The 25,233-nt window shown below is 32.4% G+C and carries 31 protein-coding genes; 21 read left to right on the plus strand and 10 right to left on the minus strand.

All coding sequences use genetic code 11. From position 1 onward, the window contains the following. Positions 1 to 99: 99 nt before the first annotated feature. The 13 genes from HUE88_RS08610 to HUE88_RS08670 all read left to right on the plus strand — a co-directional run bounded on the left by HUE88_RS08610 (position 100) and on the right by HUE88_RS08670 (position 7,591). Positions 100 to 864 (plus strand): arylamine N-acetyltransferase family protein, encoded by a 765-nt coding sequence (locus tag HUE88_RS08610; RefSeq protein ID WP_268245933.1) that lies wholly within the window; start codon positions 100 to 102, stop codon positions 862 to 864. Between the two features lie 91 nt (positions 865 to 955). Next, entirely contained in the window at positions 956 to 1,909 is a 954-nt protein-coding gene (locus tag HUE88_RS08615) for a hypothetical protein (protein WP_194368307.1), read from the plus strand. 240 nt (positions 1,910 to 2,149) lie between these two features. Beyond that, a complete protein-coding gene (locus HUE88_RS08620) occupies positions 2,150 to 2,497 on the plus strand; it encodes a hypothetical protein (RefSeq protein WP_194368308.1) in 348 nt (115 codons plus the stop codon). Between the two features lie 21 nt (positions 2,498 to 2,518). After that, entirely contained in the window at positions 2,519 to 2,764 is a 246-nt protein-coding gene (locus tag HUE88_RS08625) for a hypothetical protein (protein ID WP_194368309.1), read from the plus strand. Between the two features lie 87 nt (positions 2,765 to 2,851). Further along, positions 2,852 to 3,526 (plus strand): hypothetical protein, encoded by a 675-nt coding sequence (locus HUE88_RS08630; RefSeq protein ID WP_194368310.1) that lies wholly within the window; start codon positions 2,852 to 2,854, stop codon positions 3,524 to 3,526. Between the two features lie 153 nt (positions 3,527 to 3,679). Beyond that, positions 3,680 to 3,838: a YodC family protein gene (locus HUE88_RS08635; protein ID WP_194368311.1), complete on the plus strand. Its 159-nt coding sequence runs from the start codon at positions 3,680 to 3,682 to the stop codon at positions 3,836 to 3,838. A 68-nt stretch (positions 3,839 to 3,906) separates the two neighbouring features. After that, positions 3,907 to 4,140: an addiction module protein gene (locus HUE88_RS08640; protein WP_194368312.1), complete on the plus strand. Its 234-nt coding sequence runs from the start codon at positions 3,907 to 3,909 to the stop codon at positions 4,138 to 4,140. Then, entirely contained in the window at positions 4,141 to 4,431 is a 291-nt protein-coding gene (locus HUE88_RS08645) for a type II toxin-antitoxin system RelE/ParE family toxin (protein ID WP_194368313.1), read from the plus strand. A 91-nt stretch (positions 4,432 to 4,522) separates the two neighbouring features. After that, the gene (locus HUE88_RS08650) at positions 4,523 to 4,792 is read left to right on the plus strand and encodes a hypothetical protein (protein ID WP_194368314.1); all 270 of its coding nucleotides are present in this window, start codon (positions 4,523 to 4,525) and stop codon (positions 4,790 to 4,792) included. A gap of 103 nt (positions 4,793 to 4,895) precedes the next feature. Further along, a complete protein-coding gene (locus HUE88_RS08655) occupies positions 4,896 to 6,299 on the plus strand; it encodes a hypothetical protein (protein WP_194368315.1) in 1,404 nt (467 codons plus the stop codon). A gap of 434 nt (positions 6,300 to 6,733) precedes the next feature. Continuing rightward, positions 6,734 to 6,976 (plus strand): hypothetical protein, encoded by a 243-nt coding sequence (locus tag HUE88_RS08660; RefSeq protein WP_194368316.1) that lies wholly within the window; start codon positions 6,734 to 6,736, stop codon positions 6,974 to 6,976. A 3-nt stretch (positions 6,977 to 6,979) separates the two neighbouring features. Continuing rightward, the gene (locus HUE88_RS08665) at positions 6,980 to 7,153 is read left to right on the plus strand and encodes a type II toxin-antitoxin system RelE/ParE family toxin (RefSeq protein ID WP_194368317.1); all 174 of its coding nucleotides are present in this window, start codon (positions 6,980 to 6,982) and stop codon (positions 7,151 to 7,153) included. 219 nt (positions 7,154 to 7,372) lie between these two features. Beyond that, positions 7,373 to 7,591, plus strand: coding sequence for a DUF3465 domain-containing protein (locus HUE88_RS08670; RefSeq protein WP_194368318.1), 219 nt, complete (start codon positions 7,373 to 7,375; stop codon positions 7,589 to 7,591). Between the two features lie 47 nt (positions 7,592 to 7,638). Here HUE88_RS08670 and HUE88_RS08675 read toward each other — a convergent pair whose 3' ends face one another. Then, positions 7,639 to 9,723 (minus strand): ATP-dependent helicase, encoded by a 2,085-nt coding sequence (locus HUE88_RS08675; protein ID WP_194368319.1) that lies wholly within the window; start codon positions 9,721 to 9,723, stop codon positions 7,639 to 7,641. A 154-nt stretch (positions 9,724 to 9,877) separates the two neighbouring features. On the opposite strand from HUE88_RS08675, the gene HUE88_RS08680 reads away from it, so the two are divergent. Further along, on the plus strand, positions 9,878 to 10,315 hold the full coding sequence (locus HUE88_RS08680) for a hypothetical protein (RefSeq protein WP_194368320.1): 438 nt from the start codon (positions 9,878 to 9,880) through the stop codon (positions 10,313 to 10,315). A gap of 119 nt (positions 10,316 to 10,434) precedes the next feature. Next, entirely contained in the window at positions 10,435 to 11,256 is an 822-nt protein-coding gene (locus tag HUE88_RS08685; protein ID WP_194368321.1) for a GGDEF domain-containing protein, read from the plus strand. Positions 11,257 to 11,301: 45 nt separating this feature from the next. On the opposite strand, the gene HUE88_RS08690 is transcribed toward HUE88_RS08685, so the two are convergent. Continuing rightward, entirely contained in the window at positions 11,302 to 11,733 is a 432-nt protein-coding gene (locus HUE88_RS08690) for a host attachment protein (protein ID WP_194368322.1), read from the minus strand. 191 nt (positions 11,734 to 11,924) lie between these two features. Between HUE88_RS08690 and HUE88_RS08695 the strand changes: the two genes are divergently transcribed. From HUE88_RS08695 to HUE88_RS08705, 3 genes are all read left to right on the plus strand, one after another. Beyond that, on the plus strand, positions 11,925 to 14,552 hold the full coding sequence (locus HUE88_RS08695) for a valine--tRNA ligase (protein ID WP_194368323.1): 2,628 nt from the start codon (positions 11,925 to 11,927) through the stop codon (positions 14,550 to 14,552). A 4-nt stretch (positions 14,553 to 14,556) separates the two neighbouring features. Continuing rightward, positions 14,557 to 16,110 (plus strand): SulP family inorganic anion transporter, encoded by a 1,554-nt coding sequence (locus HUE88_RS08700; protein ID WP_194368324.1) that lies wholly within the window; start codon positions 14,557 to 14,559, stop codon positions 16,108 to 16,110. Between the two features lie 86 nt (positions 16,111 to 16,196). Further along, positions 16,197 to 16,517, plus strand: coding sequence for a hypothetical protein (locus tag HUE88_RS08705; protein WP_194368325.1), 321 nt, complete (start codon positions 16,197 to 16,199; stop codon positions 16,515 to 16,517). Between the two features lie 8 nt (positions 16,518 to 16,525). Here the strand turns inward: HUE88_RS08705 and HUE88_RS08710 are convergent, their stop codons facing one another. Genes HUE88_RS08710 through flgH form a run of 3 tightly spaced genes read right to left on the minus strand, consistent with a single transcriptional unit; the run spans position 16,526 to position 19,899 of the window. Beyond that, a complete protein-coding gene (locus HUE88_RS08710) occupies positions 16,526 to 17,758 on the minus strand; it encodes an EAL domain-containing protein (protein ID WP_194368326.1) in 1,233 nt (410 codons plus the stop codon). 1 nt (position 17,759) lies between these two features. Continuing rightward, on the minus strand, positions 17,760 to 19,163 hold the full coding sequence (locus tag HUE88_RS08715) for a hypothetical protein (RefSeq protein WP_229860054.1): 1,404 nt from the start codon (positions 19,161 to 19,163) through the stop codon (positions 17,760 to 17,762). Between the two features lie 13 nt (positions 19,164 to 19,176). Continuing rightward, complete coding sequence (gene flgH, locus HUE88_RS08720; RefSeq protein WP_194368327.1) at positions 19,177 to 19,899, minus strand: flagellar basal body L-ring protein FlgH; 723 nt, start codon at positions 19,897 to 19,899, stop codon at positions 19,177 to 19,179. 76 nt (positions 19,900 to 19,975) lie between these two features. Here flgH and HUE88_RS08725 point away from each other — a divergent pair, with 76 nt between their 5' ends. Then, positions 19,976 to 20,419 (plus strand): GatB/YqeY domain-containing protein, encoded by a 444-nt coding sequence (locus HUE88_RS08725; RefSeq protein ID WP_194368328.1) that lies wholly within the window; start codon positions 19,976 to 19,978, stop codon positions 20,417 to 20,419. 45 nt (positions 20,420 to 20,464) lie between these two features. Here HUE88_RS08725 and trpC read toward each other — a convergent pair whose 3' ends face one another. Genes trpC through HUE88_RS08745 form a run of 4 tightly spaced genes read right to left on the minus strand, consistent with a single transcriptional unit; the run spans position 20,465 to position 23,589 of the window. Then, positions 20,465 to 21,250 carry an indole-3-glycerol phosphate synthase TrpC gene (gene trpC, locus HUE88_RS08730; RefSeq protein ID WP_194368329.1) on the minus strand — a complete coding sequence of 262 codons (786 nt, stop codon included), beginning with the start codon at positions 21,248 to 21,250 and terminating at the stop codon, positions 20,465 to 20,467. Further along, positions 21,247 to 22,533: a tetratricopeptide repeat protein gene (locus HUE88_RS08735; protein ID WP_194368330.1), complete on the minus strand. Its 1,287-nt coding sequence runs from the start codon at positions 22,531 to 22,533 to the stop codon at positions 21,247 to 21,249. The genes trpC and HUE88_RS08735 overlap by 4 nt, the downstream gene beginning before the upstream one ends. After that, positions 22,526 to 22,906: a YkgJ family cysteine cluster protein gene (locus HUE88_RS08740; protein ID WP_194368331.1), complete on the minus strand. Its 381-nt coding sequence runs from the start codon at positions 22,904 to 22,906 to the stop codon at positions 22,526 to 22,528. The genes HUE88_RS08735 and HUE88_RS08740 overlap by 8 nt, the downstream gene beginning before the upstream one ends. Then, a complete protein-coding gene (locus HUE88_RS08745) occupies positions 22,894 to 23,589 on the minus strand; it encodes a tRNA1(Val) (adenine(37)-N6)-methyltransferase (protein WP_194368332.1) in 696 nt (231 codons plus the stop codon). Before HUE88_RS08745 ends, HUE88_RS08740 begins: the two co-directional genes overlap by 13 nt. A gap of 63 nt (positions 23,590 to 23,652) precedes the next feature. Between HUE88_RS08745 and kdsB the strand changes: the two genes are divergently transcribed. Beyond that, a complete protein-coding gene (kdsB, locus tag HUE88_RS08750) occupies positions 23,653 to 24,369 on the plus strand; it encodes a 3-deoxy-manno-octulosonate cytidylyltransferase (protein ID WP_194368333.1) in 717 nt (238 codons plus the stop codon). Between the two features lie 42 nt (positions 24,370 to 24,411). Here the strand turns inward: kdsB and rpsO are convergent, their stop codons facing one another. Beyond that, entirely contained in the window at positions 24,412 to 24,687 is a 276-nt protein-coding gene (rpsO, locus tag HUE88_RS08755) for a 30S ribosomal protein S15 (RefSeq protein ID WP_194368334.1), read from the minus strand. Positions 24,688 to 24,822: 135 nt separating this feature from the next. Between rpsO and HUE88_RS08760 the strand changes: the two genes are divergently transcribed. Next, positions 24,823 to 25,227, plus strand: a complete 405-nt coding sequence (locus HUE88_RS08760; RefSeq protein ID WP_194368335.1) for an RrF2 family transcriptional regulator — start codon at positions 24,823 to 24,825, stop codon at positions 25,225 to 25,227. The last annotated feature ends 6 nt before the right edge of the window (positions 25,228 to 25,233 follow it).

Below are 25,233 nucleotides of genomic sequence, written 5' to 3' on the forward strand. Positions count from 1 at the left end.
GCCAATGCATGGCTTCATATTTCTCAAGTCTAACGTTATAAATACAATCCATCAAAAAAAGGATAAACAATATTTCAACCTTACTATAAAAAACTAAATATTGAAGAAAAGCAACCATCACTTCAATTAGTTAAAGATATACAAAAAAAGCACCTTGAAAGTTTTAGTTTTAATAATATTTCAGTATTGCTCAAGCAACCAATATCATTAGAGATAGAAGATATTATAAATAAAATTGTCATCAATAACTTTGGTGGATATTGTTTTGAGCACAATAAATTGATTCACGATGTACTCCAATCATTAGGATTTAATGTGCGTATTTTAGTAGCAAGAGTAGTTAACAATCAAGATATAGACACACCAAGAACTCATCGTATTACATTGTTGGAACAAGATGGTGATAAATATATTGTTGATGTCGGTTTTGGTGCAATGTGTCCTAAAACACCTATTAAAATAGATATATTAAACGATTCTAATCAAGGATATAGAATCATCAAAAATAATGGCAATGAATTTCAGCTAGAGCTATCAACCCAAAAAGGATACTTTACTTTGTATAAGTTCAATTTAGAAAACTATACGCAAGCAGACTGTATCATGGGAAATTTTTATTCTTCAAATCATCCAAATGCAGTCTTTGTAAATAATTTTGTAATCGCCTTAAAACTTGAAGATATAACACTTTCATTGAGAAATAATAGTTATCACAAAATAAGTGAAAATCATACTGAAATCATAAATGTAACTAATCCTATGCAATTGTATTCAATAATCAATGATGATTTTAGTATATCAATCACAGAGGAACAAAGTAGTAAATTATTTGGAATAACAAAGAAGTTATTAGAAAATTTATAACAAAACATAGGAGCTAATAAGTTACCTGCGGCAACTTATTAGCTCTATTAAACCGTTAGTCTCCAAACATAAATATATTAAAAGGGTGTCCATGAAAAAACAAGATATTGAGAGTATAGAAGAATTATTAAAAACTTATCTTGAAAATGATATATCAGCTGAAGAAATAGTAAGAAATATAAATTTTAAAATTTTATATGAAGATCCTATATTAAAAGGTGAATTAACAACACCATATATAGAAATGCTTTCTGAATATCAAGAGAGTGTTTTTTACGCTTATTTAGCTATTACAGGTAGAGAAGAAAACTTAGTTTTTTTAACCGATGAAGAGAAAGCAGCATTAAGCCTAAAATTTAAAATTGATGATGGAAGTGATATTATCCAAACAGCTTTTGAAAAGGTTGACATCTTTAATAATTTATTAAAAGAAGGAGTACAAAAGATGAATGGCACACAAGTAGTACTAGTAGCTCTTATCATCGCTGGTTATCTTTCAGTCGATAAACTAGCTGACACATTTGAGAAAATTGAAACAAAAAAAATTGAAGTAACAGTACCTATAGCAAATATAGAAAGAGAAAAAGAACTTTATAGTACTTTCAAAGATATGCAAAAAAATCTACTTAATAATAAGTTTGATAGAAAAAAACAAGAAGCATTACATAAACCTCTTTATGCATACCCTGACAATACATTGAAAACTCAAGAAGAAGTTATCACATCTGAACAAGCAAAAGAACTAAAAATAAAACCTCTAATAGAAACAGAAAACTTAAAGGGACTATATACTGTTGATGGGGTAAAAGGTGCTAGTGAAAGCCGTGCTTTAACTACGTTTTGGTTAATTAATAAAGCAGGTAAAGATTTTTCAATTCAATTGAAAAATAATGATTTAGACACTATGAGAAAGAATTTATTATTTGAAAATATGGGTAAAACAATATATCTTGACTTAGAAATAAAGAGAAAAGATGGAGTAATTAAAAATAAGACAATTAATGCAATCTATGATAAAGATTCTAATCCAGAACTATTTATATAACTGCACAAGACTAACAAAACAGAGTAGCCAATAAATTACCTAGCGGCAATTTATTGGCTATCTTCAAACGTTGTCTGAACGCTTCGCATTCAGACAACGGGCGCGCGGGTTGAACACCCACTAGTCGCCTGATGCTAAAGCATCAGACAACAAGCGGGAGGAGCGAGCAACGACATCAGAAAATAAATTTTCAGATGTCGTCGTCACTCACCCGCGCGCCCGTTATATGAAAGGTGAATAATGAATTTTTATTATGTATTTACTCCTAAAGGTATTTCAATTGAGCATAGCTGGAGTAAAGTAAAATCAATGATAAATGGAGTTTCTGACTCTGGTTGTCAAAGATTTGATAATAAGCCAGATATGGAAAGATGGCTAAAATATGTAGAAAAATATTCTACTGAAAGTACAATTAGTATTTTTAAGAGTATGATTAAAGAACAAAAAATAATTGAAGAAGAAGATAAGAAGAAGCAACTTATTAGTAGAAATGAAATTGAGATTTTTAAAAATCTAATTGAAGAAGAAAAGAAAAAATCTACTTCCAAGAAAGGTTTGAGAATCGTAAAGAAAATATCAAAAAAGTAATACATATAACAAAGAGAGAAAATGAAAAAAGAATATAAAATAATTTTTGATATGCCAAAAGCATACAAATCACGTGAAGTTTTAAATAAACTACCATCACCAATTAGTAGTCAAATGACAGAAATATATAACTATGCAGTGAAAGATTATGGCTTTTATTTATTGGATAATCTAGTTGACCAAAAGACTGTTGGAGAAGTAATGAAAATCTTTATTGATGAAGCATTAAAGTATTCAAAAAGTATCAAAGTTGTAGAACTAACATAAACATATAACAAGTACGAGGAGACCAATAATTTACCCTAGCGGGAAAATTATTGCTCACGATAGTCGTTATAAGATAAAAGGATTGTAATGTCAACAAAGAAAGAATATCGAGAAATAATCAACTTAGAACCAATAGTTTTATATAAAAAAGATTTACTTGAATTGGAAAATATTATAGTTCAAGATAAAGAAGCTGATAAACTAACTATAGATATTAAACATGACAATACAACTTATTCCGCGAATACTATTGATGAATTATTTTTAGAAGAGGACTTGCCTCTTACATGTAACAGATTTTCTTTAAGTATGCATAAATGGGCAGATAAAAATATAATCAGTGGAGTTTATATATCATTAAATTTTAACCATGCAGATTTTCAACTAAATTCATCTGATAGTACTTGGTACTATGGAAAGAAACATCAAATTAAAGATTTTTTTCAGAAAAGAAAGCCATGGTATTCTTTTCTGATAAGAATATATACTTGGTTTGGTGGATTCAGTATGCTTTTTTTATTTTATGCTGCATACTTATTTTCTGAAGACAAATATATATCGATGATTTTACCTATTTTAATGTTTATAATTTTAACCATTGCTTTTCCATTGATGCAAAAGCAATTAATATTTCCATATATTAAAATAAATACATATGATAAAAAGAAAACAACTATAGGTCTAAATGAAGTTAGCTTAGTTATTGCAAGTATTGCAGGGCTACTAACAATAATCCAAATAGCTAGTAATATATTTAAATGAAACTTATAACAAAACCTTGGAGAGAAATAGTTTACCCTGCGGGCAAAACTATTTCTCAAGTCAACCGTTATATCCAAGTAGCCACATTATTTGGAAGTTTGAATATGCCTATTTATGAAAGTAAATTGGTAAATTTAAATTAAGGTCTAAATAATGAGTTTTAATGCTGGAGATACAGTACAATTAAAATCGGGTGGCGAGATAATGACAATTGAAGAAATTGATGATGATTCGGCAACTTGTATTTGGTTTGATAATAAGAAAGTTGAACGACATACTTTTTTATTAATAACACTTACGATTGTTGAATAGTTTTATTTAATGATAAAATATACATCATTTTGGTAAAATGGTGCATATTTTAAATATTGGAGTTTATTATGTTAGCTTTAAAACAAGAACAACTTTTTGACGAGATAGATATTTTACCAATAGATTTGAAAACTAAAATTGTTGATAAGATATTAGCTAGTATCACGCCTTTAAACAGTGAAATAGATAAACTATGGATAAAAGAAGCCAACAAAAGAAAACAAGAGATTGAGTCAAAGTCCATTACATTAGTTGATGGAGATGAAGTTTTCAAAAAAATATCTCAAAGACTCAATTCATAAATGACATACTCTTTCCACCCAGATGCTGAACTTGAATTAAATGCTTCTGTTGATTATTATCAAGAGTGTAAAGATGGGCTTGGTTCAGAGTTTGCATATGAAGTTCAAAAAACAATCCAAAGAATTTTAGAATATCCAACCGCTTGGCAAAAGCTAGATAAAGACATAAGAAGATGTTTAACAAATAGATTCCCATTTGGGATAATTTATTTTCAAAAAGATGATGAAATAATTATTTTAGCTGTGATGCAACTAAACAGAAAACCAAACTACTGGAAAGACAGAAGTTAACAGAAGATATAACAAAACATAGGAGCCAATAAGTTACCTAGTGGTCACTTATTGGCTCTATTCAAACGTTATCCCATAGTGAGGAATATTTATGATAACAAGAGCTGAACATGAAGATATTCAAGCTATGATAGAAAAAATGCCTAAAGAAGATTTGCAAGATTTATACGTTGATACGTCAGTAAAACTTTCTACAATGAGTGAGATCCTTGACTATCGTTCATTCACTCCAGACGAAAGTAAAGCAACAGAAATATTCGTAGAAATTCTATTGAGAATTGAAGCATTTCAACAAAATAAGGGCTGGTGGTTTCGAACAAAAAGGCGCATGTCTTTAATAAAAGAATACTTGTCAAAATGATTTTAAATTGATGGATTGTAGATATCGTGGCTGGAATATTTAGTAGGATATCTGTATAATGTGCATAGTATACAGATTAAAAAATAAAAATATAGGCATATAAATGTATTTAGAGAGCTTAAAGAATTTAAAAAAAATAGGCATAAAGTTAAATGACGAGTTTTTTAATTTAGAAAAGTTTGAAGCACCTTTACTCAAAGGTATAAATGTATTACTCCAAAGTATTGATTTAAAAGGTTTAACACTCACAAAAAATGGATTTTTGCCCACAAAAGTAGTAAAAAGTATTGTAGAAGTAGCAGCTACAGAATCAGACAAACGATATTTAAGCGTTCAGACAAGATTTTATGAAGAAGAAAATCTCAGTGCCAATATGGCACGAGTTGTATCAGAAACTCTAAAACTGATTAAAGTGCAAAAAGGAAAATTATTGCTCACTAAAAAAGGGAATGAATTTCTCTCTTTGACTCCTCATGAGCAGTATATAATCCTCTTTAATATTATGCTAGGCATAAATATCGGCTACTTTGACAGGCATCAAGAAGCGCTTTCTGTCCACAACTCTTCACTAATTATGCTACATCTTTTAAGAGATAAAGATAAGAACTTTCGCACAGTAGAAGTATATACGGCTTTATTGCTTGATGCTTACCCAATACTAGATGATGGTATTGAAGCACTTGAGCTCTTGGATTATGGAGAAAAAGATAAGCTGAATATTTTTGCATCTATAGCAGAAACTCGACTATTTGAGAGACTTTTTTTACCTCTTGGACTTATTGATATGCAAACTGCTAAATATCCGCAAAAAGATACATTTGCAAAAAGTGCCTTACTAGATAATTTTATAAGTGAAAAACATGCAATAAATAAAAATTTAGTGCTCTCCAAAAAACTTCTCAAAACATTTCAAGATGAGATAAGACAAAATAAATTAGATATAAATCTCTTTGAAGTCACTATGTACCTATTTGCACAATACGCACACATTCCATTAGCTCCAAAAAGTAGTGTTGTAGATGCTCTGATGCAAAAACACCCCTTGCTTGGTACACTTAGAACAAGCTATACGCAATTATATGAAAAGCTAATCGATAGCGTTTTAACAACATATGAAGAATTCACACAACTTGATACAGTCGGTGCTTCAAGAGACAATCTTGCTGATGAATATATGCATATGATAGACTCACTATTTGCTTTAGCAAACACTCCCAAACCGTTTAATACCGTACAAAAATTACATATTCTTCCGGCGTTTATATTTGATATATTGAAACTCCACCATAATTTAAATCAATTTAGTCAAGATTTTATATTGGAATGTTCTAAAATATTTGGAGAAGAGTTTGCGATGGATATTGCACAACTTATGCTACTTCTTGAAAGGCTTGAAAAAGATGCTAAAAAACTTAAAAAGAATAAAGCAAATTTTGAGCAAGGCGTTAAAGAATTTTTACAAACATATCTTATGATTGTTTTAGAATTACGAAGTAGGGAACTTTAAAATAAATTTGACAAACACTTTTTTATGTTTATAATATAGTCACTTTATATTTTAACTATTAGATTATGAATAAAAATATTGTACAAAAAACCGCTACATTAAAAAGTCCAATTGGTCGGGTTGGTGGTAAATCTAAATTGTCAAACTACACCCCAGTGAAGAATGGCACTAACTTAAGCAGTAAATTCCCTAATACAAGATATTTAAAGCATATACTATAGGTGTTAGTAATATACATCTTCTTCATCTATTACCCAAAAGTATGGAGCAAAACTAAAAATCTGACTGTTGTATAATTGATATTAAAATAGTTTATAGCCCTATTTTGTGAGATAAATAGCTTAAGTTAGTGCCATTCTTCACAGAGGTGTAATTCAAGTGAAGTTCACTTAAGTTTTGCTATAATATGTACTATTTAACTATAGGAATATATTATGCAAACCATGGCAATACAAATCCAAGATGACTATGTTAATGACTTTATAAACTATGTAAATAATCATAGTGATGGCATAACTATCACAAAAGATAAAAATCTAGAATATGACCCTTACTTTTATGAAAGACAAAAACAGTTACAACTAGATTTAGAAGAAGTTGAAAGCGAAAAGGCTGAAATGATTTCACACAATGATTTATGGAATAATATAAACAACCATCTAAAATCTGTAAAATAATTAATGCAAATAATTTACAAAAAAACTTTTGAAAAGCAATTACTACATATTATAAATTATATAGCTCAAGATAAACCTAGTGCAATTATAAAGTTTGCAAATGAACTTGAAAAATTGATATTTTTAATTCCTGACAACCCATTAAAATACAAATCTTCAATCTACTTCAATAATTAAAATGTAAGAGATATGACCTATAAAGGTTATACGATAACTTATAAAGTTAGCTTTCAAAAAAATACGATTGAAGTGCTACGCATATTTAACCAAAACAAGCCAACTAATTAGAAGATATAACAAGACCTTGCAACGAACGCAAAGAAAGCATCGCTGAAGTTAACCGATATCTCGGACGCTGTGCTTCTGTTGTATGAAAAAATAAAATTGGAGTTTAAAATGAAAAAAATATTCTTTATACTACTTATGAGCTTGGAAATATATGCTGGTTCACAAATGTGCGATTCTGGAGATGTTATCAGAGTACTTAGTGATGACAATACAGGTAGCCGTCATCAAAGGTTTATAATAAGATTGTCATCTGGACAAACTCTATTAATAGCTCACAATATTGATTTGGCACCAAAAGAGTCATGTTGGTGGTTGGTTGGAATATAATGGTAACAAATATGAGTAATATATTATGAAATTCGGGGACTGAATATCTATTTCTCTTCCTCTTTCTCCATCTCTTTTTCAATTAAAGCTCTATAAGCCTCATCTTTTGGAACTAGTCCTGCTTCATATAAAAACTGGGATGGGACAAAGTTTGTCTTTTTTATTTTGTCAAATTTTGCATAGCTCAGATATAGTATGTCCTTTGCCCTTGTGACTGCAACATAAAAGAGACGTCTCTCTTCATCTAGTGAGCCGCCTCTTTGCATAAGTTTTCTGTTAGGAAATCTTCCGTCCATCAAATCAATTACATACACCTCTTTATATTCCAACCCTTTAGAAGCATGAACACTTAGTAGGTTTACACCCTCTCCTTGTGTTAAATCTGATGAACCCAAAATCATTGCATTTAAAAATCTCTCATGCTCAGAGTACGGTTTTGATAATTCCTCTAAAAGAACCATCTTTCTGCTTATCTTAGAAAGAGATTCCGTTTTTTGCTTTTCGTCAATAGTTCCATCTTTGAGCTGTGCTCTTTTGCTGGACAAAATTTCAGATATATATTTATAAACTGAAGAAGCAGCTATCTTTTTCACTATAGTTCTGGGTTGTTTTACACCTTTTAAATCACGATACAAAAGATAAAAATCATGCAAGAATGTTGCCGAGTCCTTTGTAAGTTTTGGATGTTTTAAAATTGGATTTTTCATAAACTTTGCTTCAAACCCAAGCTTTGCAAATTTCCCAACAGCTCCTAGTTCTATAAAGTCATCAAAAAGACCTAGTTGATGATTTAACTTTCGTTTTTCAAAAGGATTTTTCATTGATTCATCAGGTGCATATAAACCATAAAATATACTTCCGTGACCTAAAGTCTTTAGTGCAATATAAATCTCTTTTGCCATTGCACTTCCTATACCGCGGGCAAATTCAAATATATGTATAAAGGACATCATATCTGACTCATTTACAAGCAGAGTGTAAAAATCAAGAACAGCTTTAACCTCACGTGAGTCAAAAAAACTTGTCCCCCCTTTTCTCTTACAAGGAATTCCAAGCTCCCTTAGACCAACTTCAATCCCATCTGCAGAGGAGTTATTTCTAAATATAACCGCTATCTCCTCTCTTGGAGTCTGGCTGTCTCTTATTTGTGCCGCCATTGCGTGGTACTGGTCAAAAAGCTCATCATAAGCCAAAAGCCTTGGAGCCTGCGACTCTTTCACTCTCGTTACCTCTAGTTTTTTTTCATAGATTCTTTCGTTATGATTAATAACTTTTGTTGCAAGTGAAAGAATCGGCATTGTAGAGCGATAATTTTTTGTAAGTGTGTGGACTATGGCATTTGGAAATTTTGTAGCAAATGAGCCGATTATTGATATATCGGCGCCGTTAAAAGCATAAATACTTTGGTCATAGTCCCCGACGCAAAAAAGAGATGGCGGTTTTATTGCCTCTATAAGCGTCCCCTGAAGTGCATTTGTATCCTGATATTCATCTACGAGAACCTCTTTATACCCTAAATCTTTAGTTTTACATATTTTTCTAAAGTTCAAAAGCAAGTCGTTAAAGTTTACAAAGCCATACTCTTTTTTCAACTTTTCAAACTCATCAACTATATCTGCATATATCATAGCAAACAGCTCATGTTCGGGATATTTATTTATAACCCAATTATCAAAACTGTTCTCTAACTCCGTATTTTGATAAAAAGAGTATAAATCATAAAGATAGTTTCCTCCATAAGGGGTAATCTCAGCGCCTATATGATCAAATGAACGCTTTTCAAATACGCTTCTAAAAAGTGTTTTCAACTCTCTTTGTTGCTTTAAAACAACCTTTTTATCCTGCTTTTTTAGCCATCTGTAGCTAACTGCATGAAAAGTTCCCGCATCTATTTTAGAGGCTACGTCTTTGCCGAAATACTCTGCTACACGAGAAACCATCTCAGCAGCAGCTTTGTTTGTAAAGGTTAGAAGCAAAATCTCTTGTGGCTTAACACCTGTGCCGAGAAGGTATCCAATTCTTCCTACAATTGTGGATGTTTTACCTGTTCCTGCGGATGCAATAATTAGGTTTTGTGATTCTGTGGAAGTTGCTGCAGCATACTGCTCTTGATTCAGACGAGATAGTGGCAAATATTAGCTCCTGCAAATTTTTAAGAGTGTGATTATACAATGTCAAACTTACAGGATTAGACCGCTTTTACATTTTAAACAATTAAGTAATAAGTATTTAGATACAATAAGCATACATTTTTATTGTATTTTATTATATAAGGTGATTCAAAATATGATTGTTGATGATGGTAATTTTTTAAAAACTGGTTTATCACAAATATCTACTACAAATATTCTAATTGGTCAATTAAAAACTCCAATTGAATTCTTCACTTACAACATCAAGCGTTATAAGGTGCCTGTAACTTTAGTATTATTTTATACTGAACAAGATATATCTTTGGAGATAAAAAAAAACATAAGGCTCAGTGATGGTCTAAAAGTTATAAAAATAGGTGAATCCTACTTTAACTTTATATTTTTGCCATTTACGGAGATAAAAGACAGTTACTCTTTTATAAAAGATATTGAACATGATATCTTAAACAATATTGAGTATCTTTTTTATCTTGAAGAGTTAGAACATGAGATTAACAGGTGCTATAATTTTATTAACTCTTTTCTTTTTAAAATCCTTGAAAGAAAAAAAGATATGAGCATTACATACTGAATTAGTGTAATTCATAACTGAACTATTGATTACTGAACTAATATTTAGAACATAAAGTAATAATAATAATTTTATGTGCTAAACTACATTTAAAATTAATACTCAAAAGGTTATGATATATGTTGACACATGAAGAAAAACTTCAAATAATCTCCAATCAAACTAAAAATGTCATTAGTGAGATTAAAATTGTAACTCCGACTATCTATTCAAATATTTTTTCAAAATATGCCTCCCCATATAAAATAAAACTAAACAATGAAGAAGTAATGACGGATGAGTTACTTAATGAAAGAATAACTTTATATACAAACCTTCAAAAACAAGCAACTAAAAATGCCCATATTCTGAGCGCTAATGCAGAAAAATCAATATCAGCCATACTTGATAAAGATGAAAAGACTCTAGAAAAAATTTTAAAAGATACAAAAAAATTAAGAAAAGAATTAAAAAAACTCAAAGTATCTATTTACGTAGACCAGCTCACTAATATATATAGCAAAAAATGGCTGTATGATAAATTTTTAAAAGAAGATAACAAAAATTTTAAAGAAGCCGGCACACTGGCTATAGTTGATGTAAACTATTTTAAAACTATCAATGACACTTACGGACATATCATAGGAGATAAAGTCTTAAAATTTATTGCCAATAAATTAAAAAAACTAAATGAACCGGTACTCAGGTATGAAAGAGATGTTTTTATTGTTATTTTTTCTGCCTCAACTTCAAAACTCAGTGCAGTGAAACAACTTAATGCAATTAGGGAAAATATTATAAAAAAACAAATAAAAGCCGACGATGCCTCTTTTAAGGTGAGTTTTTCCTTTGGAGTTATTGATTTTAAAGAAGATGATGCCATCGATAAAGTAATAGAAAAAGCGGATAAAAATATGAAACAAGACAAAACAGAGATTAAAAAAAGAGTCCCCTCCATCTAAGAGAACTGACTAAAATTTATTTCATATTTAATCAGTTTTGTGTTTTTATTTTACAAAGTGTTCCAGTAACCTGCTGTTTGGAATTTTTGTCAAATCAGAAGGAAGATTTATTTTCATATTTTTTTTCTCGTTTGCATCAAGCACATCCAAAATCTGGTGATTTATAGCCTTTGGTGCCGCAAAATACCATGAATCATGGTTGTGTTTGTGCAATACGTTAGAAATCTGCTCCCCTATCTCCTTAACCCTGCGGCGCTCCCATTCGGTTTTTAAGTTATGGTCTTCACCGGCACCGCTAGCACCAACCCCCTTGAAATTCCCATGCTGATCAGAAACTTTTTCACTCAGCTTTTGATGGGCATCAAAACTATCACCGCTTTCAAGAAGTTCAACTGACTCCCTACCCATCGGATCCTTTTTGCTTGTAAACAGTTTAAAACGCTGCAAATCAGCGACGATAATAAGTTTTTGTGACATTGTAACTCCTTTAAATTTATTCTCAAACAAATTATATCATAAATAAACATAAATAATTACTTAACTTTTTGAACAATAATTTAAACAATCTTTTATAACAATTAATAATATAAGTATCTCACATAAGCATACCCTCACCACTTTTTAGATATAATCGCGAAAATACTAGAAAATGTTTATAAGGTTAAGAAATGTCAGCAAATAACTACGAACCACAAGAAGTAGAAAACAAATTTTACCAAATTTGCGAAGATAGAAAATACTTCGAGATTGACGGTAATAAAGCTATTCAAAAAGAGGGAAAAAACTTCTCTATAATGATGCCGCCTCCAAATGTTACAGGCAGATTACACATCGGTCATGCGCTAACATTTACACTTCAAGACATAATAACTAGATACAAAAGAATGGATGGTTACAAAACTCTTTGGCAGCCAGGAACAGACCACGCCGGAATCGCTACTCAGAATGTTGTAGAGAAACAACTTCTTGCAGAGGGGATAACCAAAGAAGAGCTGGGACGCGAGAAATTTTTAGAGAGAGTTTGGGCATGGAAAGAGGAATCTGCCGGAATCATGACGGAGCAACTTAGACATATGGGTGTCTCTCCCGCTTGGGAGCGTGAGCGTTTTACCATGGACGCAGGGCTTCAAAAATCAGTAAAAGAGGCTTTTGTTCATCTTTATAATGAAGGTCTTATTATTCGTGGAAACTATATGGTTAACTGGTGTACACACGATGGCGCGCTTAGCGATATCGAAGTTGAGCACGAAGACCATGATGGTAAGTTTTACCACATTAAATACCCTTTTGCCGATGGAAGCGGTTTTGTAGAAGTTGCAACTACAAGACCAGAAACATATTTTGGCGATACGGCTGTTATGGTTCACCCTGATGATGAGAGATATAAAGACTTAATCGGCAAAAAAATAAAACTGCCACTTATAGATAGGGAAGTAGCAATCATTGCTGACTCACATGTAGATATGGATTTTGGAACCGGTGTCGTTAAAGTTACTCCCGCACATGACCAAAATGACTATGAAGTTGGTAAACGCCATGACTTAGAGTTTATTACAGTATTTGATGAAAAAGGGATACTAAACGACTACGCAGAAGAGTTCAAAGGTTTAGAGAGACTAGAGGCTCGTGACATAATTGTAAAAAGACTTGAAGAAGAAGGCTTCATTGTTAAAGTAGAAGAGCATAAGCATCAGGTAGGACACTGCTACAGATGTAAAAATATTGTAGAGCCTTATATTTCCAAGCAATGGTTTGTAAGAAAAGAGGTGGCTGCAAAGTCTATAGAAAAAACAAATGCCGGTGAGGCTCAGTTTTTCCCTCCTCACTGGATTAACTCCTACAACTCTTGGATGGGTGACCTAAGAGACTGGTGTATCTCACGTCAACTTTGGTGGGGACATCAGATTCCAGTATTTTACTGCGGAGATTGTGACCATGAATTTGCTTCTCAAGAGGAGAGACCGGACGCTTGTCCAAAATGTGCTTCTAAAAACTTTACTCAAGACCCGGATGTTTTAGATACTTGGTTCAGCTCTGCTTTATGGCCTTTTTCAACTTTAGGCTGGGGAAATGGTGATGCTGAAATGGATAAACTATTTCAATCAAATGATATGAAAGACTTCTATCCAAACACTCTACTTATCACAGGTTTTGACATCCTTTTCTTCTGGGTAGCTAGAATGATGATGATGGGTGAACACTTTAACGGCAAACTTCCATTTAACCACATCTATCTTCACGCACTTGTTCGTGATGAAAAAGGTGAAAAGATGAGTAAGTCTAAAGGGAATGTAATCGACCCTTTAGATATGGTTAATAAATACAGTGCCGACATACTTAGATTTACACTTGCTATCTCTGCCGCTCAAGGTCGTGACATACGTATGAGCACAGAGAAACTAGAGCAAAACCGTAACTTTACAAACAAACTTTACAATGCAACGAAATACTTGCAAATGAATGTAGATACTTTCCCTGACATGGCAGGTTTTTGTGTTGAGACTGACTTGGGCAGATACATGATGAGCCGTCTAAACTATGCAACTAAAGAGGTTCGTGCCAATCTTGATGAGTACAAGTTTAATGATGCAGCCTTAGTTATGTACCGTTTTCTTTGGAATGAGTTTTGTGACTGGGGTATTGAACTAAGTAAGGCTGATAAAGGCTCTATTGTTGATCTTGGTGCTATATTTAAAGAGGCTATGAAGCTTCTTCACCCTTTTATGCCATTTATTACAGAGTATCTTTACCATGAGCTTTCAGGAACAACTCTTGAAGAGTCAGATTCTATCATGATTAAAAAATACCCTTTTAAAATCAAACAACGCAAAGAAGAGAAAAAATTTGAAATCATCATGGATGCGATTGTATCAATAAGACGTGCAAAAGTTTTAGTTGATTTAGCTAACCAAAAAGTGGAAAAAGCATTTGTTAAAATAGACGGCATCTCCGATGCTGACAAGGAAATGATGCTCCCTTTTATTGCAAGACTGGCAAAAGTTGAAGTGGTAGAGTTTACTGATAAAAAAATTGATAATGCTGTAAGTGATATTGCAGATACATGTGAGACATTTATACCTACTGATTCTATTGATTTATCATCAATCATATCTAAACTTGAAAAACAGGATGAGAAACTTCAAAAAGAGATAGACAAGCTAAATGGTATGCTTAATAATGAGCGCTTCGTAGCAAATGCGCCAGAAGATGTTTTAGTTAAAAATAGAAGTGCATTAGAAGATGCAAGAACGAAGCAAGAAAAAGTTTTAGAGCAACTAAGCTCGCTCAAGGGTTAGTCTATTGAAAGCCAACGAATTATTTGATTTAAAAAAATACTCATCAGCCAATATAAAAAATGATGTTTTATCTGGTTTGGTTGTAGCAGTTGCTCTTGTCCCTGAAGCGATTGCGTTTAGTTTTATTGCTAATGTCAGTCCTATTGTCGGTCTGTATACTGCTTTTATATTGGGTTTAATCACTGCACTTATCGGTGGTAAACCAGGTATGATTTCAGGTGCTACCGGCGCTGTTGCCATTGTTTTAGTCGGTCTCAGTATAGAAGCAAATGTTCTTTTATCCAACCAAGGTCTAGCTGGTGAAGCTCTTGCTATGGGAGTCCTTCACTATATTTTACTAGCAACGGTTATTGCCGGGCTAATTCAAATAAGCATAGGAGCATTAAAGCTTGGTAAATTTATACGTCTTGTTCCAACACCTGCTATTCACGGTTTTGTAAACGGTCTTGCCATAGTTATTGGAACTGCTCAATTTAAGTTCTTTGATGGTCAAGGGGCAATGATGTATATTTTAGTAGCTGTTACTATGGCTATTATGTACCTCCTTCCAAAGCTTACAAAAGCAATACCGGCCGGACTTGTTGCAATTATTGTAATTACATTGGGTGTTTATTTTACAAAAACTGAGACACTTCTTTTAAGTGGTTTGGATGATATGAGTAAATATGCCGGTCAACTTCCTACTTTTGGAATTCCCCAATATCTTTTTAGTTTAGATGCTATTTTTATAGTTCTTCCATATGCAGTTATAGTAGCAATGGTTGGTATTATAGAATCACTACTTACCCTTTCTGTTTTAGATGAGCTTAGCAACACCCGTGGTTCTGCAAACAAAGAGTGTATTGCTCAAGGAACTGGAAATATTACATGTGGTTTCTTTGGCGGTATGGCTGGTTGTGCCATGATTGGTCAATCTATCATCAACTACACATCAGGCGGCATTGGAAGGCTTTCATCTTTTGTGGCTGCTGTTGGTCTTATAATCCTGGTTGTTTCCATGAGTGGTGTTTTAAATGCTATTCCTGTTGCTGTTTTGGTTGGAATTATGTTTATGGTTAGTATTGGAACATTTGAGTGGTCAAGCTTCTCAAGACTTAGTCATATGCCAAGAACAGATGCTTTTGTTATGGTTGCTGTTACCATTATTACAGTTGTTGAAGATCTGGCTATCGCAGTTATTGCAGGTGTAATAATATCTGCTTTAGCTTTTGCTTGGAGACATGCGAAAATATGGTCAAAGACTCATGTAGAGGCAGATGGCACTAGAGTATATGAGCTTGATGGACCTCTGTTTTTTGGCAGTGCCACCACATTTGCGGACAATTTTGATATACCAAATGATCCGCCAAGGGTTGTAATTGATTTTAAAAATGCAAGAGTTATGGATTCATCAGGCGTTGAAGCGATAGATGCTATAACAAAAAAATATGAAGATGCAGGTAAGAATTTACTCCTTCGCCATCTAAGTGCCGACTGTAAAGCAATACTTAAAAAAGCTGGTCCTCACTGCTCATATGAAGAGGATGATCCAACATACAAGGTTGCGTATAACTACTAATAGAGTAATTGACAAGTCAAAACATTCATTTAAGCCATATTTGTAAAAGAGTAGGTATAATTTTCTAAAATAAAAAAGGAATATATATGTTTATAAAAAAAGTTGTTATTGGAAGTGTACTACTATCTGCTTTACTATTTCCAAACTTTTTATCGGCAAAAAATTTCAACCTTGAACAAACTGTTAAAAAATGTCAAAAATGCCATGGTGAAGATTTTGAAAAAAAAGTTTTACATGCAACAAGGCAGATAGGTCTTTTTTCTAAATCAGAGTTAATGGAAGTATTTGATAAATATGACAAGGCTCCAGATGGAGGAAGAAAAGGTTTAATGAAAATAATCTTAAAAAAATACAATACGCAAGAACGTGAACAAATAGCAGATTTCATAGTAAATAAAAATAAATAAACTCTATTTTACAGTGTTACCAATTCAGCTTGAGGCTTGCTAAAATAGTAGCCTTGAGAGTAATCTATCCCCAGCTCTTCAACCTTAGCTTGAACATCTTTACTATGGACAAACTCAGCCACTGTTTTAATGCCGCTTTTTTGACATAGCAAAACTATAGCTTCAACAATAATTAAACTCTTATTATCGGTTAAAATATTTTTAATAAATGACCCGTCAATTTTTAGGTAATCAGGTGAAAACTCCAACAGTCTGGAAAAATTTGAACTTAAACTGCCAAAATCATCAATGGCAATCCTAAATCCTTCCTCGCGCAATGAGTTTAATTGCTCAAGTATGCCAGGAGTTTCAAGTGTAGTTATATCTTCAAGTATCTCTAAAATTACTCTTGATGGATTTATATTATGTCTTTTTGAATAATTAAGAAGATACTCTTGTAAATAATTAAAATGAAAATCAGTACTTGTTATATTTATGGAAAAATCATAATCAGTATCGGCAAACATTTCAAAACTTTTTTGAATAATAGTTCTTGTTAACAATGTTAGTGTCCCAGTGAGCTTTGATGCCTCCAAAAATCTAATAGGAGAGATAAGTACTCCTTTATCATTTATTCTCGCTAGACACTCGAATTTTTCTATTTTTTTTGTTTTATTATTTATAATAGGTTGATAAAATGCTATTATATTTTCTTCAGCAAATGCATCTTTAATTTTATGTATCCAATATATATTCTCTTGTTGTTTTTTTATAAATGTTGAGTTTGGATTAAAAATCTTATAAGATCCCCTTTTATATTCACGTAACTCTTTTATAGCAACTCTTGCCTCATTAAGCACTTCACTAGAGCTTCCTGAAGCTATTCCTATACTTATAGAGACTCTAATTTCTATGTCTTCACAAATCTCAATATCCATTTGATCAAAAAATGACACTAAAGCACTCGCTGTTTCTTCTAACTCACGATTGCTCATATTTATTTCATTTAACAATACAAACTCATCAGAATTTATCCGAAAAAGTTTACATGATATTGGCTTAGCTATATTAATTAATTTTGATATTTCTATCAAAACTTTATCTCCTAAATCAAAGCCGTAAGCGTTATTAATATTGCTAAAGTTGTCTATATTTATCAGAAAGGCATTTCCATGTGTAATATCTTCAAGATACTCCATAAGAGCAAATCTGTTTTGAATATTTGTTAGTTGATCTATATATATTTTCTCTTTTTTAATCATACTATTTCTTGCCAATTTCTATATAACTTTGAGGTTTTATTGACTTATAGCTTGGCATACTCATACCAATTGTTGCATTCACATATGTTGGATCTGCAATAATAAATTTTCTTGATCCTACTTTTACACTATCGCCATCCATTGGAACATATATCGCTGTTGACATGTGGTTTTTGTATTTTAAACCCACAACTGGAACATGAAACAGCTCTCTTACTAAATACGAATACAAAACTGCTCTATCTTCACAATCTGACTTATCATAATAGAGGGTCTCAGCTGCAAACATAACTTTCTCTCTTGCAAACTGCTCATTATCGCGCTCATATTTAAAAGATTTTTGCACAAATGCCAGTACAAAATTCATCGCATCGCTTGCTTTTCTCCCATCTATATATTTTTTTAGTGATGAAGCTATGTCTTCATAAGTTTTATGTTCCAAAGGGGCATTAAAATATGTTTGGTAATCAGCTTGAGGGTATGTAGACATAAAATCAATAAGATTTTTGTTATACTCAAATGAGACACTGTACTCTTGTGCAAAGTGCCTAAAATTCAAAGTTTTTGTTTTTGTATCTAATGGTAATTTTGGCAACGAGACAAGTGACAAATCAAGTGCTTTAGTTGAGTCCGGATAATCCTGCTTATATGAAAAGACTCTCCCTGCGCTCTCTTTATCATAGCTCGATATAGCATAATATTTTTTATCTGAAAAGTTGTAGTTGGGAGTAGAATATATCACCTTATCGCAATAGTGCATTAAAACTATATGCTGCTTTGCTAATCCAACTTTTACTGCGTAGCCCATTTTATTAAATATAAACCAACTAAGTAATTTTGAATTATCTTGATTAGTAAAAATAGAATCAGAAATTTTTGTAATTAGAAGATAAATCCCCCAATCATTTAGGTTCATATTTTTTGAGGCTTTATCAATCTCAGAAATAAAACTATCATATTCGCTAGAAGCCGCACTACTAAAAAAATTTCCTACCCCTTTTTGGTTTTGAGGATAATAATTCGAATGCTTTATTCCACTTGGCACGTTAAACCCTAGTTGTGCGCCATAAAAATCAAAATTTATATCCTTGCTCTTTGCCAATGGTTCTTGCAGTGGCTCTATTTTTTTAACTTCAGGTTTTAACTCTAAATCTACTGTTTTTTCTATTTTTATAGTAATTTTTGGGCCAACAGGCTTTGATGCTTTTAACTTTGATGGGGCTATCTCTTTTGGTTTTTTCTCTTCGTACAATGGTTCACCAGTATACGCTTCATAAGCGTTCCATTGTCCTTTTAGATAGTTGTCAAAAGCATTATCTCGTTCATCTTTGTATGTATTAAAAGATTTTGATTGAGACCTTTTAAAATCAGAAAAACTCTGAGCGTTAAGAGTAGCGCATGACAACAGGATTAGTAAACTAAAATGGCCAAACCGACTGAATGATTTTAGTTCCCCAACCTTGCTCTGTTGCACGTCCTACATCTCCCTCTGTTTTATAAAGAATTTTCGCTTCACTCATCTGTGTAGAGCTTATTCTATTGTTTTGGTCTATATCATATGGACGTATAACTCCACCTATTTGTATAATCTGTTTTTGATTATCAACTAGAATCTCTCTCTTTCCGGATATGAAATAGTTACCATTCATTAGTACTTTTACTATTCTAGCTGACACAGTAGTATTGAAAGATGCATCTTTCGTAGCACTTCCCTGCCCTTTATATGAGTTATTGGATGCACTAGAAAGACCAATGTTTGCAATACCGTTGAGCTTTGCTACAGCAGAATTAACCGCTGAATTATTACCTGCTGATGTAAAGGCTCCACCACCCAAAGATGAAGTATCATTCTCACTAAGCTGCTTAGTGCCTGCGTTTGAACTAGTAGCACTCTCTGATATCACAACAGTCACAATGTCATTTACATGCATCGCTTTATGATCCGAAAACAGAGGGTTATCACCTTGTCCAAATACACTTCCAACCGAAGAAAAATCTTTTTTATCCTCACGAGAAGGCATCTCTTCAACATAAGTTGGAGGCTTAAAATCTATCTCAGGTTCAGTTAAATTCGCAGTACACCCCGATAAAAAAAGTATAGCATAAAAAGGTATTAAATATATTAAAAGTTGTTTTTTCATTATTATCTCTCTATTTTAAGGTGTTTATTTAGTTATAATACTAGCAAATATAGTTCCAAACAAAGGTAAATTTATTATGAATTTAAGAGAGACGATTAATCAAGATATTAAAAATGCAATGAAAGCCAAAGAAACAAAAAAAAGAGATGCTCTTAGACTTCTTACTAGTGCTTTTAAACAGGTAGAAGTAGATGAGAGAAAAGAGCTAACAGATGAAGATGTAATTAAAATCATACAGACTCAGGTTAAAAGAAGAAATGATTCAGCATCTCAATATAAAGACGCTGGCCGTGATGACTTATTACAAATAGAACTTGATGAAATTGCTTTTTATACTACATATTTGCCGGCACAGATTAATGATGAAGAGCTCTCGATTGCACTTAAAGAAATAATTTCTAAAGTTGGGGCAGTAACAATCAAGGATATTGGAAAAGTTATGGGTATGGCTTCTAAAGAGCTATCAGGCAAAGCTGATGGAAAAAGAATTAACGAGTGCGCTAAGAGTTTATTAGGTTAGTAAGCTAAAGGAAATAATTCCTTTAGCTTACTAATTAAGTGATTTTTATCCGAATTTTAACTTGCGTAAAGCCTCTTCTTCGTCATCCTGACGCATTAAAGATTCACCAACCAAAAATGCATCTACGCCAGCCTTACTTAAATCTTCAAGCTGTCCATGCTCATATATCCCACTCTCTGCAACAATTATTTTGCCGTTTGGAATTAAAGGTATTAATTCATATGATAAATTCATATTCATCTCAAATGTTTGAAGGTTTCTATGATTAATACCAATGATATCACTCCCTGCATATATGGCTTTTACTAAATCTGGCTTATCATGAACTTCAACCAAAGCTTCCATACCAAGATGTCTAGTGTATGCTAAAAGTTCTTTTAACTCTTTTTTTGACAAGGCCGCCGCTATAAGTAAAATAAAATCAGCCCCGTGAACCATAGCTTCCAAAATTTGATACTTTGATATTATAAAATCTTTTCTAAGAAGTGGAATAGAAACATATCTTCTAATTCCACCAAGATAGTCCAAATTGCCTTGAAAAAAATGGGGTTCTGTTAAAACAGAAATTGCGCTTGCTCCGCCTCTCTCGTAAGATTGAGCTATTGCCAAAGGATCAAAATCTTCACGGATAACACCTTTTGAGGGTGAAGCTTTCTTGACCTCTGCAATAATTCTATATGGATCTTGCTCTGTTGCTTTTAGATATGGAATAACATCTCTTGGGGCACGTGCATTAAAAGCGAGTGAACGACCAAGCCAATCTAAAGAAAATTCCTTTTCTCTTTTTACTAAATCCTCTTTAGTTTTTTTGATAATATCATCTAGAATCATTTTCTCTTTTTACCTTTTTTGCAATTTTTTATCATCTTTATATGCTTAATGACTTCAGGATTGTCATTTCCTTTCATTTTTGCCACTCTACTAATAATCTCTTGGGCTTTATTACATTTTCCCAGTTTATAGTAACCCCATGCCAAAGAGTCCAGGTAGTATGCCGAATTAGCTTCTATCTTTAATGCCTGCTCAACATAATGCATCCCTTTTTTGACATCTATTTCATGATCTATAAGAAGATAACCGAGATAATTAAGATAAAGCCCATCATTTATTACTTTTGTAACTTCTTCAAGTTTTTTAACAACACTTTGTTGCATATTTTTATCATTTTTGTTGCTACTACTTTCATACTCAAAAATAGCACTTTGACCTAAATACCGTATGTCTGCACCATCTTTATAAAGTTTTTCAGATAAAAGCGATGCCTCTTTATATTTTTTTAACTGTACATACAGTTGCAAAAGCAGCTCATCATCGGCTTTACTCTCAACTAAAAAATTCATCATATTAAGATACTCTTTTTTATATCCGTAAATCTGAACTATTTTTTTTGCAATTTCGCTATTTGAATCTATTTTATATATTCTCAAATAAGTAGATAAAAGTCCATCTATATTATTTTCATTGCTATAAAAACCAATCAATCTCGCACATATAAGCTTAGAGCACCCGCGAATCCTCGAGTGCGTTTCCAGCTGTGCTATGGCATCTTTTTGTCTTTGAAGATTAACATATAAGATTATTGCCATTTTATCAAGTATCTTTTCATTAAAATCTTTAATATATGCACTTTCAAGATATTTAACCGCCAAATCAAACTCTTTAGCCTTGACATAGACCTCACTGACAAGAAGATAATCGTCTATCTCTCTAGATTTTTCTACTAGTTTTATAGCTAATTCTTTTGCTTCATCTGTTCTTTCTAGTTTTATTAAAGCAATAATTTTCAGTCTGACAAGTGCAAAGTTTTCAATTTTATCAGATATAACATCATTAATTCTCGATAATGCTCTATGATTTTCATCAGCAGCCAAATCATTTTGTAAAGAGCGATAAAAGTACTCATCCTTATTTGATTCTTTGTACAGAGTGTTAAATATAGCAGATGAAGTGTTATAGTCTTTTATCTCCTCAGCTCTCAGTGCAGACATGATATATAAATCTTCATTTTCAAAAATTTTCTCATGCCCTTTTACTTCAGATGATGGTCTTGCTCCACAGCCGGCAAGCACCATTAATAGTACCAAAGATATAAATAATTTTAAGTAATTAAACATCAATAACTCCGGGGCACTCTAGTTTCAACTCATCAACCCTTTGCTTAAAATAGTCCCAAAATGGGAATGTTTTACACTGTAGAGGTCTAGCTTCATAAATTTTACAACCATTTGATTCTCTATCATAAAATACACACTCATAACTTTCACCAAATTTATTCTCTTTAATTGAGTACTTATAAAGTTTTTTAAATAGATACTCTTGTGCAAAATCTTTTACCTCTAAATTTAGCAACTTGGAGATATTTTCTATTTCTGTCATCGTGACATATATATAGCCACTCTCTCCCGTACAACATCTGCCTTTACATGTAGAACATGCATCAACATCAAAGGAGTAGCTGTATCCATCTTTTTTTACTATATTTGACATTTTATACTCTGTGTTTTTGCTTTTTTATAAATCTTTTTAGCCATTTCACTAAACTCTTCGCCATTAAAACTAATAAAAGGAGGCCAAACTTTCATAAATGACTTTGATCCATTTCTAGCATGAACCATCACAAGTGATGCAACTCTATCTACTTTGGAGTGGACAAACTGAACATCAACAACCCTCATTTTAACACTATCAAGTTCTGAACAAATCAATCCAAACTGAGATGCATCATAACAAAAAATAAAATGAGAGTTCGGTTTTAAAACTCTTGAAATTTTTTTAAAAAACTTTTTTAGTGGTAAGTTTACATTATACCTTGCATTAAACAATATTTTGTTTTCACTTTTGGTTACACCGTCATGATAAAAAGGGGGATTAGAGATAATATAGTCATATTTTATCTCTTCGTCAAGTTCTAAAAAATCTTTTTTATGCAACTTATACTCTATTTTATTGACTCTGGCATTTATTGCTGCATACTCTATAAAGACGTCTTGTTTCTCTACGGCCTCAAGTTGGACTTTTGGATTGTCTCTTGCTACTAAAAGTCCCACAACTCCGCATCCGGCTCCAACATCCAAAACTCTGCCGCTGGGTTTAAAAGATGATATAAAATCGTATAAAAAAACAGAATCACTATTGTAGCAATAACCTGATTCTGGCTGATAAAGAAGCAAAAGAAAACCTTTTTTAGTATAATTACGGAATTATATCTCAAAGCAATTAAATAAAGGCATTAAATGATTATTATTCCAGCTAGATTGGCCTCAACAAGATTTCCACAAAAAGTACTTGCAGATATTGGCGGTTTACCCATGGTTGTCAGAACAGCTAAAAGAGTAGCACACCTAGACAGAGTCGTAGTCGCAGCAGATGATGAACTGATTATAGCTACATGTAAAGAGCATGGAATAGAAGCAATGCTAACATCTACAACACATAAAAGCGGCACAGACCGTATAAACGAGTGTGCAAATATTTTACATGTAGATGATAATGAACTTATTATAAATATTCAGGCTGATGAGCCCTTTATTGAGCCTGAAGTTGTTGAGTCTCTCATAAACAGATTAAAAACACTTAAAGAGAACAACGAGAGTTTTATAATGGGAAGTTGCTACAACTCCATCAATGCCGAATCTGCAGAGGATCCAAACCTTGTAAAAGTTGTTTTAGACAGCAAAGATAACGCTATATATTTTTCCCGTGCAAAAATACCTTTTAATCAAGGCGGAGGTGCTAAATATTTTGGTCATATCGGTATTTACGGATTTACTAAAAAATCTCTCAAGGAGTTTTGCAACCTTAGTGATGCACCCATAGAGGACATAGAGAAACTAGAACAGCTTCGTGCAATTTATCATCAAAAAAAGATAACTATGGTAAAAGTGGCGAGTACAGGATTTGGAATAGATACGAAAGAGGATTTGCAAAGAGCGATGGAGATTTTTCTTTAAATACCAACCGAGCTTAGCTCGGCTAGATATGCTAGATATAAATTAGATGTTATCGCGAATACCTAAATTTTCCACTAGTTTAAGATAAGAATCTTTATCTTTTCTTTTGAAATATTTCATTAAACGACGACGTTGACCAACTAGTTTTAATAAACCAAGTCTAGATGCGTGATCTTTTTTAAACACTTTTAAGTGTTCAGTTAAATCTCTGATTCTCTCTGTTAATAGAGCAATTTGAACTTCACTTGAACCAGTGTCGTTTTCTTTGCGACCATATGTTGTCACAAGTTCTTGTATTTTAGCCGAATTTAAAGCCATGATAGCCTCCAAAAGGTATGTAATCTAACATTTACACTTAAATGTATAAAGTTGAAGTGGAATTATATCTAAATTTTTTCTTTTGTTTCAACTTCTTTTGATATAATCTTAGAAATATAATCTTAAAGTAATAATATGTTAATAACTCGTGCTAGTGAATATGCGATTCTTTCCCTAATAGTTTTGTCAAAAGCAGATTCTCCAATGGACAGCGAAACCCTGTCTAAGCAACTCTCGATACCTAAGAGTTTTTTAGCAAAAATTCTGCAATCTCTCGCCAAGTCAAAAATATTAAAATCATACAAAGGGGTGAATGGCGGGTTTGCTCTTTTGCTTGACCCAGAAGATATCAACATGTTGCAAGTTATGGCTTGTGTAGAGGGCAAGACTCCAACTGTTTTTGATTGCTCAATATCAGATATTGATTGTCCATCGGAAAAAGCCCACCTGTGTTCTATCTGGCCATTTTTAAGTAAACTTCAAATAAAGATAGATTCATTTTTAGCAGAGATGACTTTAGCTGATATTCTCAAAAAGTAACTACCC

This window comes from Candidatus Sulfurimonas baltica (genome assembly GCF_015265455.1).
Taxonomy (GTDB): Bacteria; Campylobacterota; Campylobacteria; order Campylobacterales; family Sulfurimonadaceae; genus Sulfurimonas; species Sulfurimonas baltica.

Excerpts from the sequence above, each read along its gene's own strand:
- HUE88_RS08680 (WP_194368320.1), top strand. The coding sequence starts at position 9,878 with ATGATTGTTGATGATGGTAATTTTTTAAAAACTGGTTTATCACAAATA.
- HUE88_RS08650 (WP_194368314.1), top strand. The coding sequence starts at position 4,523 with ATGATAACAAGAGCTGAACATGAAGATATTCAAGCTATGATAGAAAAA.
- HUE88_RS08630 (WP_194368310.1), top strand. The coding sequence starts at position 2,852 with ATGTCAACAAAGAAAGAATATCGAGAAATAATCAACTTAGAACCAATA.
- HUE88_RS08615 (WP_194368307.1), top strand. The coding sequence starts at position 956 with ATGAAAAAACAAGATATTGAGAGTATAGAAGAATTATTAAAAACTTAT.
- HUE88_RS08660 (WP_194368316.1), top strand. The coding sequence starts at position 6,734 with ATGCAAACCATGGCAATACAAATCCAAGATGACTATGTTAATGACTTT.
- kdsB (WP_194368333.1), top strand. The coding sequence starts at position 23,653 with ATGATTATTATTCCAGCTAGATTGGCCTCAACAAGATTTCCACAAAAA.
- HUE88_RS08690 (WP_194368322.1), bottom strand. The coding sequence starts at position 11,733 with ATGTCACAAAAACTTATTATCGTCGCTGATTTGCAGCGTTTTAAACTG.
- HUE88_RS08625 (WP_194368309.1), top strand. The coding sequence starts at position 2,519 with ATGAAAAAAGAATATAAAATAATTTTTGATATGCCAAAAGCATACAAA.
- HUE88_RS08665 (WP_194368317.1), top strand. The coding sequence starts at position 6,980 with ATGCAAATAATTTACAAAAAAACTTTTGAAAAGCAATTACTACATATT.
- HUE88_RS08710 (WP_194368326.1), bottom strand. The coding sequence starts at position 17,758 with ATGATTAAAAAAGAGAAAATATATATAGATCAACTAACAAATATTCAA.
- flgH (WP_194368327.1), bottom strand. The coding sequence starts at position 19,899 with ATGAAAAAACAACTTTTAATATATTTAATACCTTTTTATGCTATACTT.
- rpsO (WP_194368334.1), bottom strand. The coding sequence starts at position 24,687 with ATGGCTTTAAATTCGGCTAAAATACAAGAACTTGTGACAACATATGGT.
- HUE88_RS08695 (WP_194368323.1), top strand. The coding sequence starts at position 11,925 with ATGTCAGCAAATAACTACGAACCACAAGAAGTAGAAAACAAATTTTAC.
- HUE88_RS08740 (WP_194368331.1), bottom strand. The coding sequence starts at position 22,906 with ATGTCAAATATAGTAAAAAAAGATGGATACAGCTACTCCTTTGATGTT.
- HUE88_RS08760 (WP_194368335.1), top strand. The coding sequence starts at position 24,823 with ATGTTAATAACTCGTGCTAGTGAATATGCGATTCTTTCCCTAATAGTT.
- HUE88_RS08640 (WP_194368312.1), top strand. The coding sequence starts at position 3,907 with ATGTTAGCTTTAAAACAAGAACAACTTTTTGACGAGATAGATATTTTA.
- HUE88_RS08620 (WP_194368308.1), top strand. The coding sequence starts at position 2,150 with ATGAATTTTTATTATGTATTTACTCCTAAAGGTATTTCAATTGAGCAT.
- HUE88_RS08705 (WP_194368325.1), top strand. The coding sequence starts at position 16,197 with ATGTTTATAAAAAAAGTTGTTATTGGAAGTGTACTACTATCTGCTTTA.
- HUE88_RS08685 (WP_194368321.1), top strand. The coding sequence starts at position 10,435 with ATGTTGACACATGAAGAAAAACTTCAAATAATCTCCAATCAAACTAAA.
- HUE88_RS08655 (WP_194368315.1), top strand. The coding sequence starts at position 4,896 with ATGTATTTAGAGAGCTTAAAGAATTTAAAAAAAATAGGCATAAAGTTA.
- HUE88_RS08670 (WP_194368318.1), top strand. The coding sequence starts at position 7,373 with ATGAAAAAAATATTCTTTATACTACTTATGAGCTTGGAAATATATGCT.
- HUE88_RS08735 (WP_194368330.1), bottom strand. The coding sequence starts at position 22,533 with ATGTTTAATTACTTAAAATTATTTATATCTTTGGTACTATTAATGGTG.
- HUE88_RS08635 (WP_194368311.1), top strand. The coding sequence starts at position 3,680 with ATGAGTTTTAATGCTGGAGATACAGTACAATTAAAATCGGGTGGCGAG.
- HUE88_RS08725 (WP_194368328.1), top strand. The coding sequence starts at position 19,976 with ATGAATTTAAGAGAGACGATTAATCAAGATATTAAAAATGCAATGAAA.
- trpC (WP_194368329.1), bottom strand. The coding sequence starts at position 21,250 with ATGATTCTAGATGATATTATCAAAAAAACTAAAGAGGATTTAGTAAAA.
- HUE88_RS08645 (WP_194368313.1), top strand. The coding sequence starts at position 4,141 with ATGACATACTCTTTCCACCCAGATGCTGAACTTGAATTAAATGCTTCT.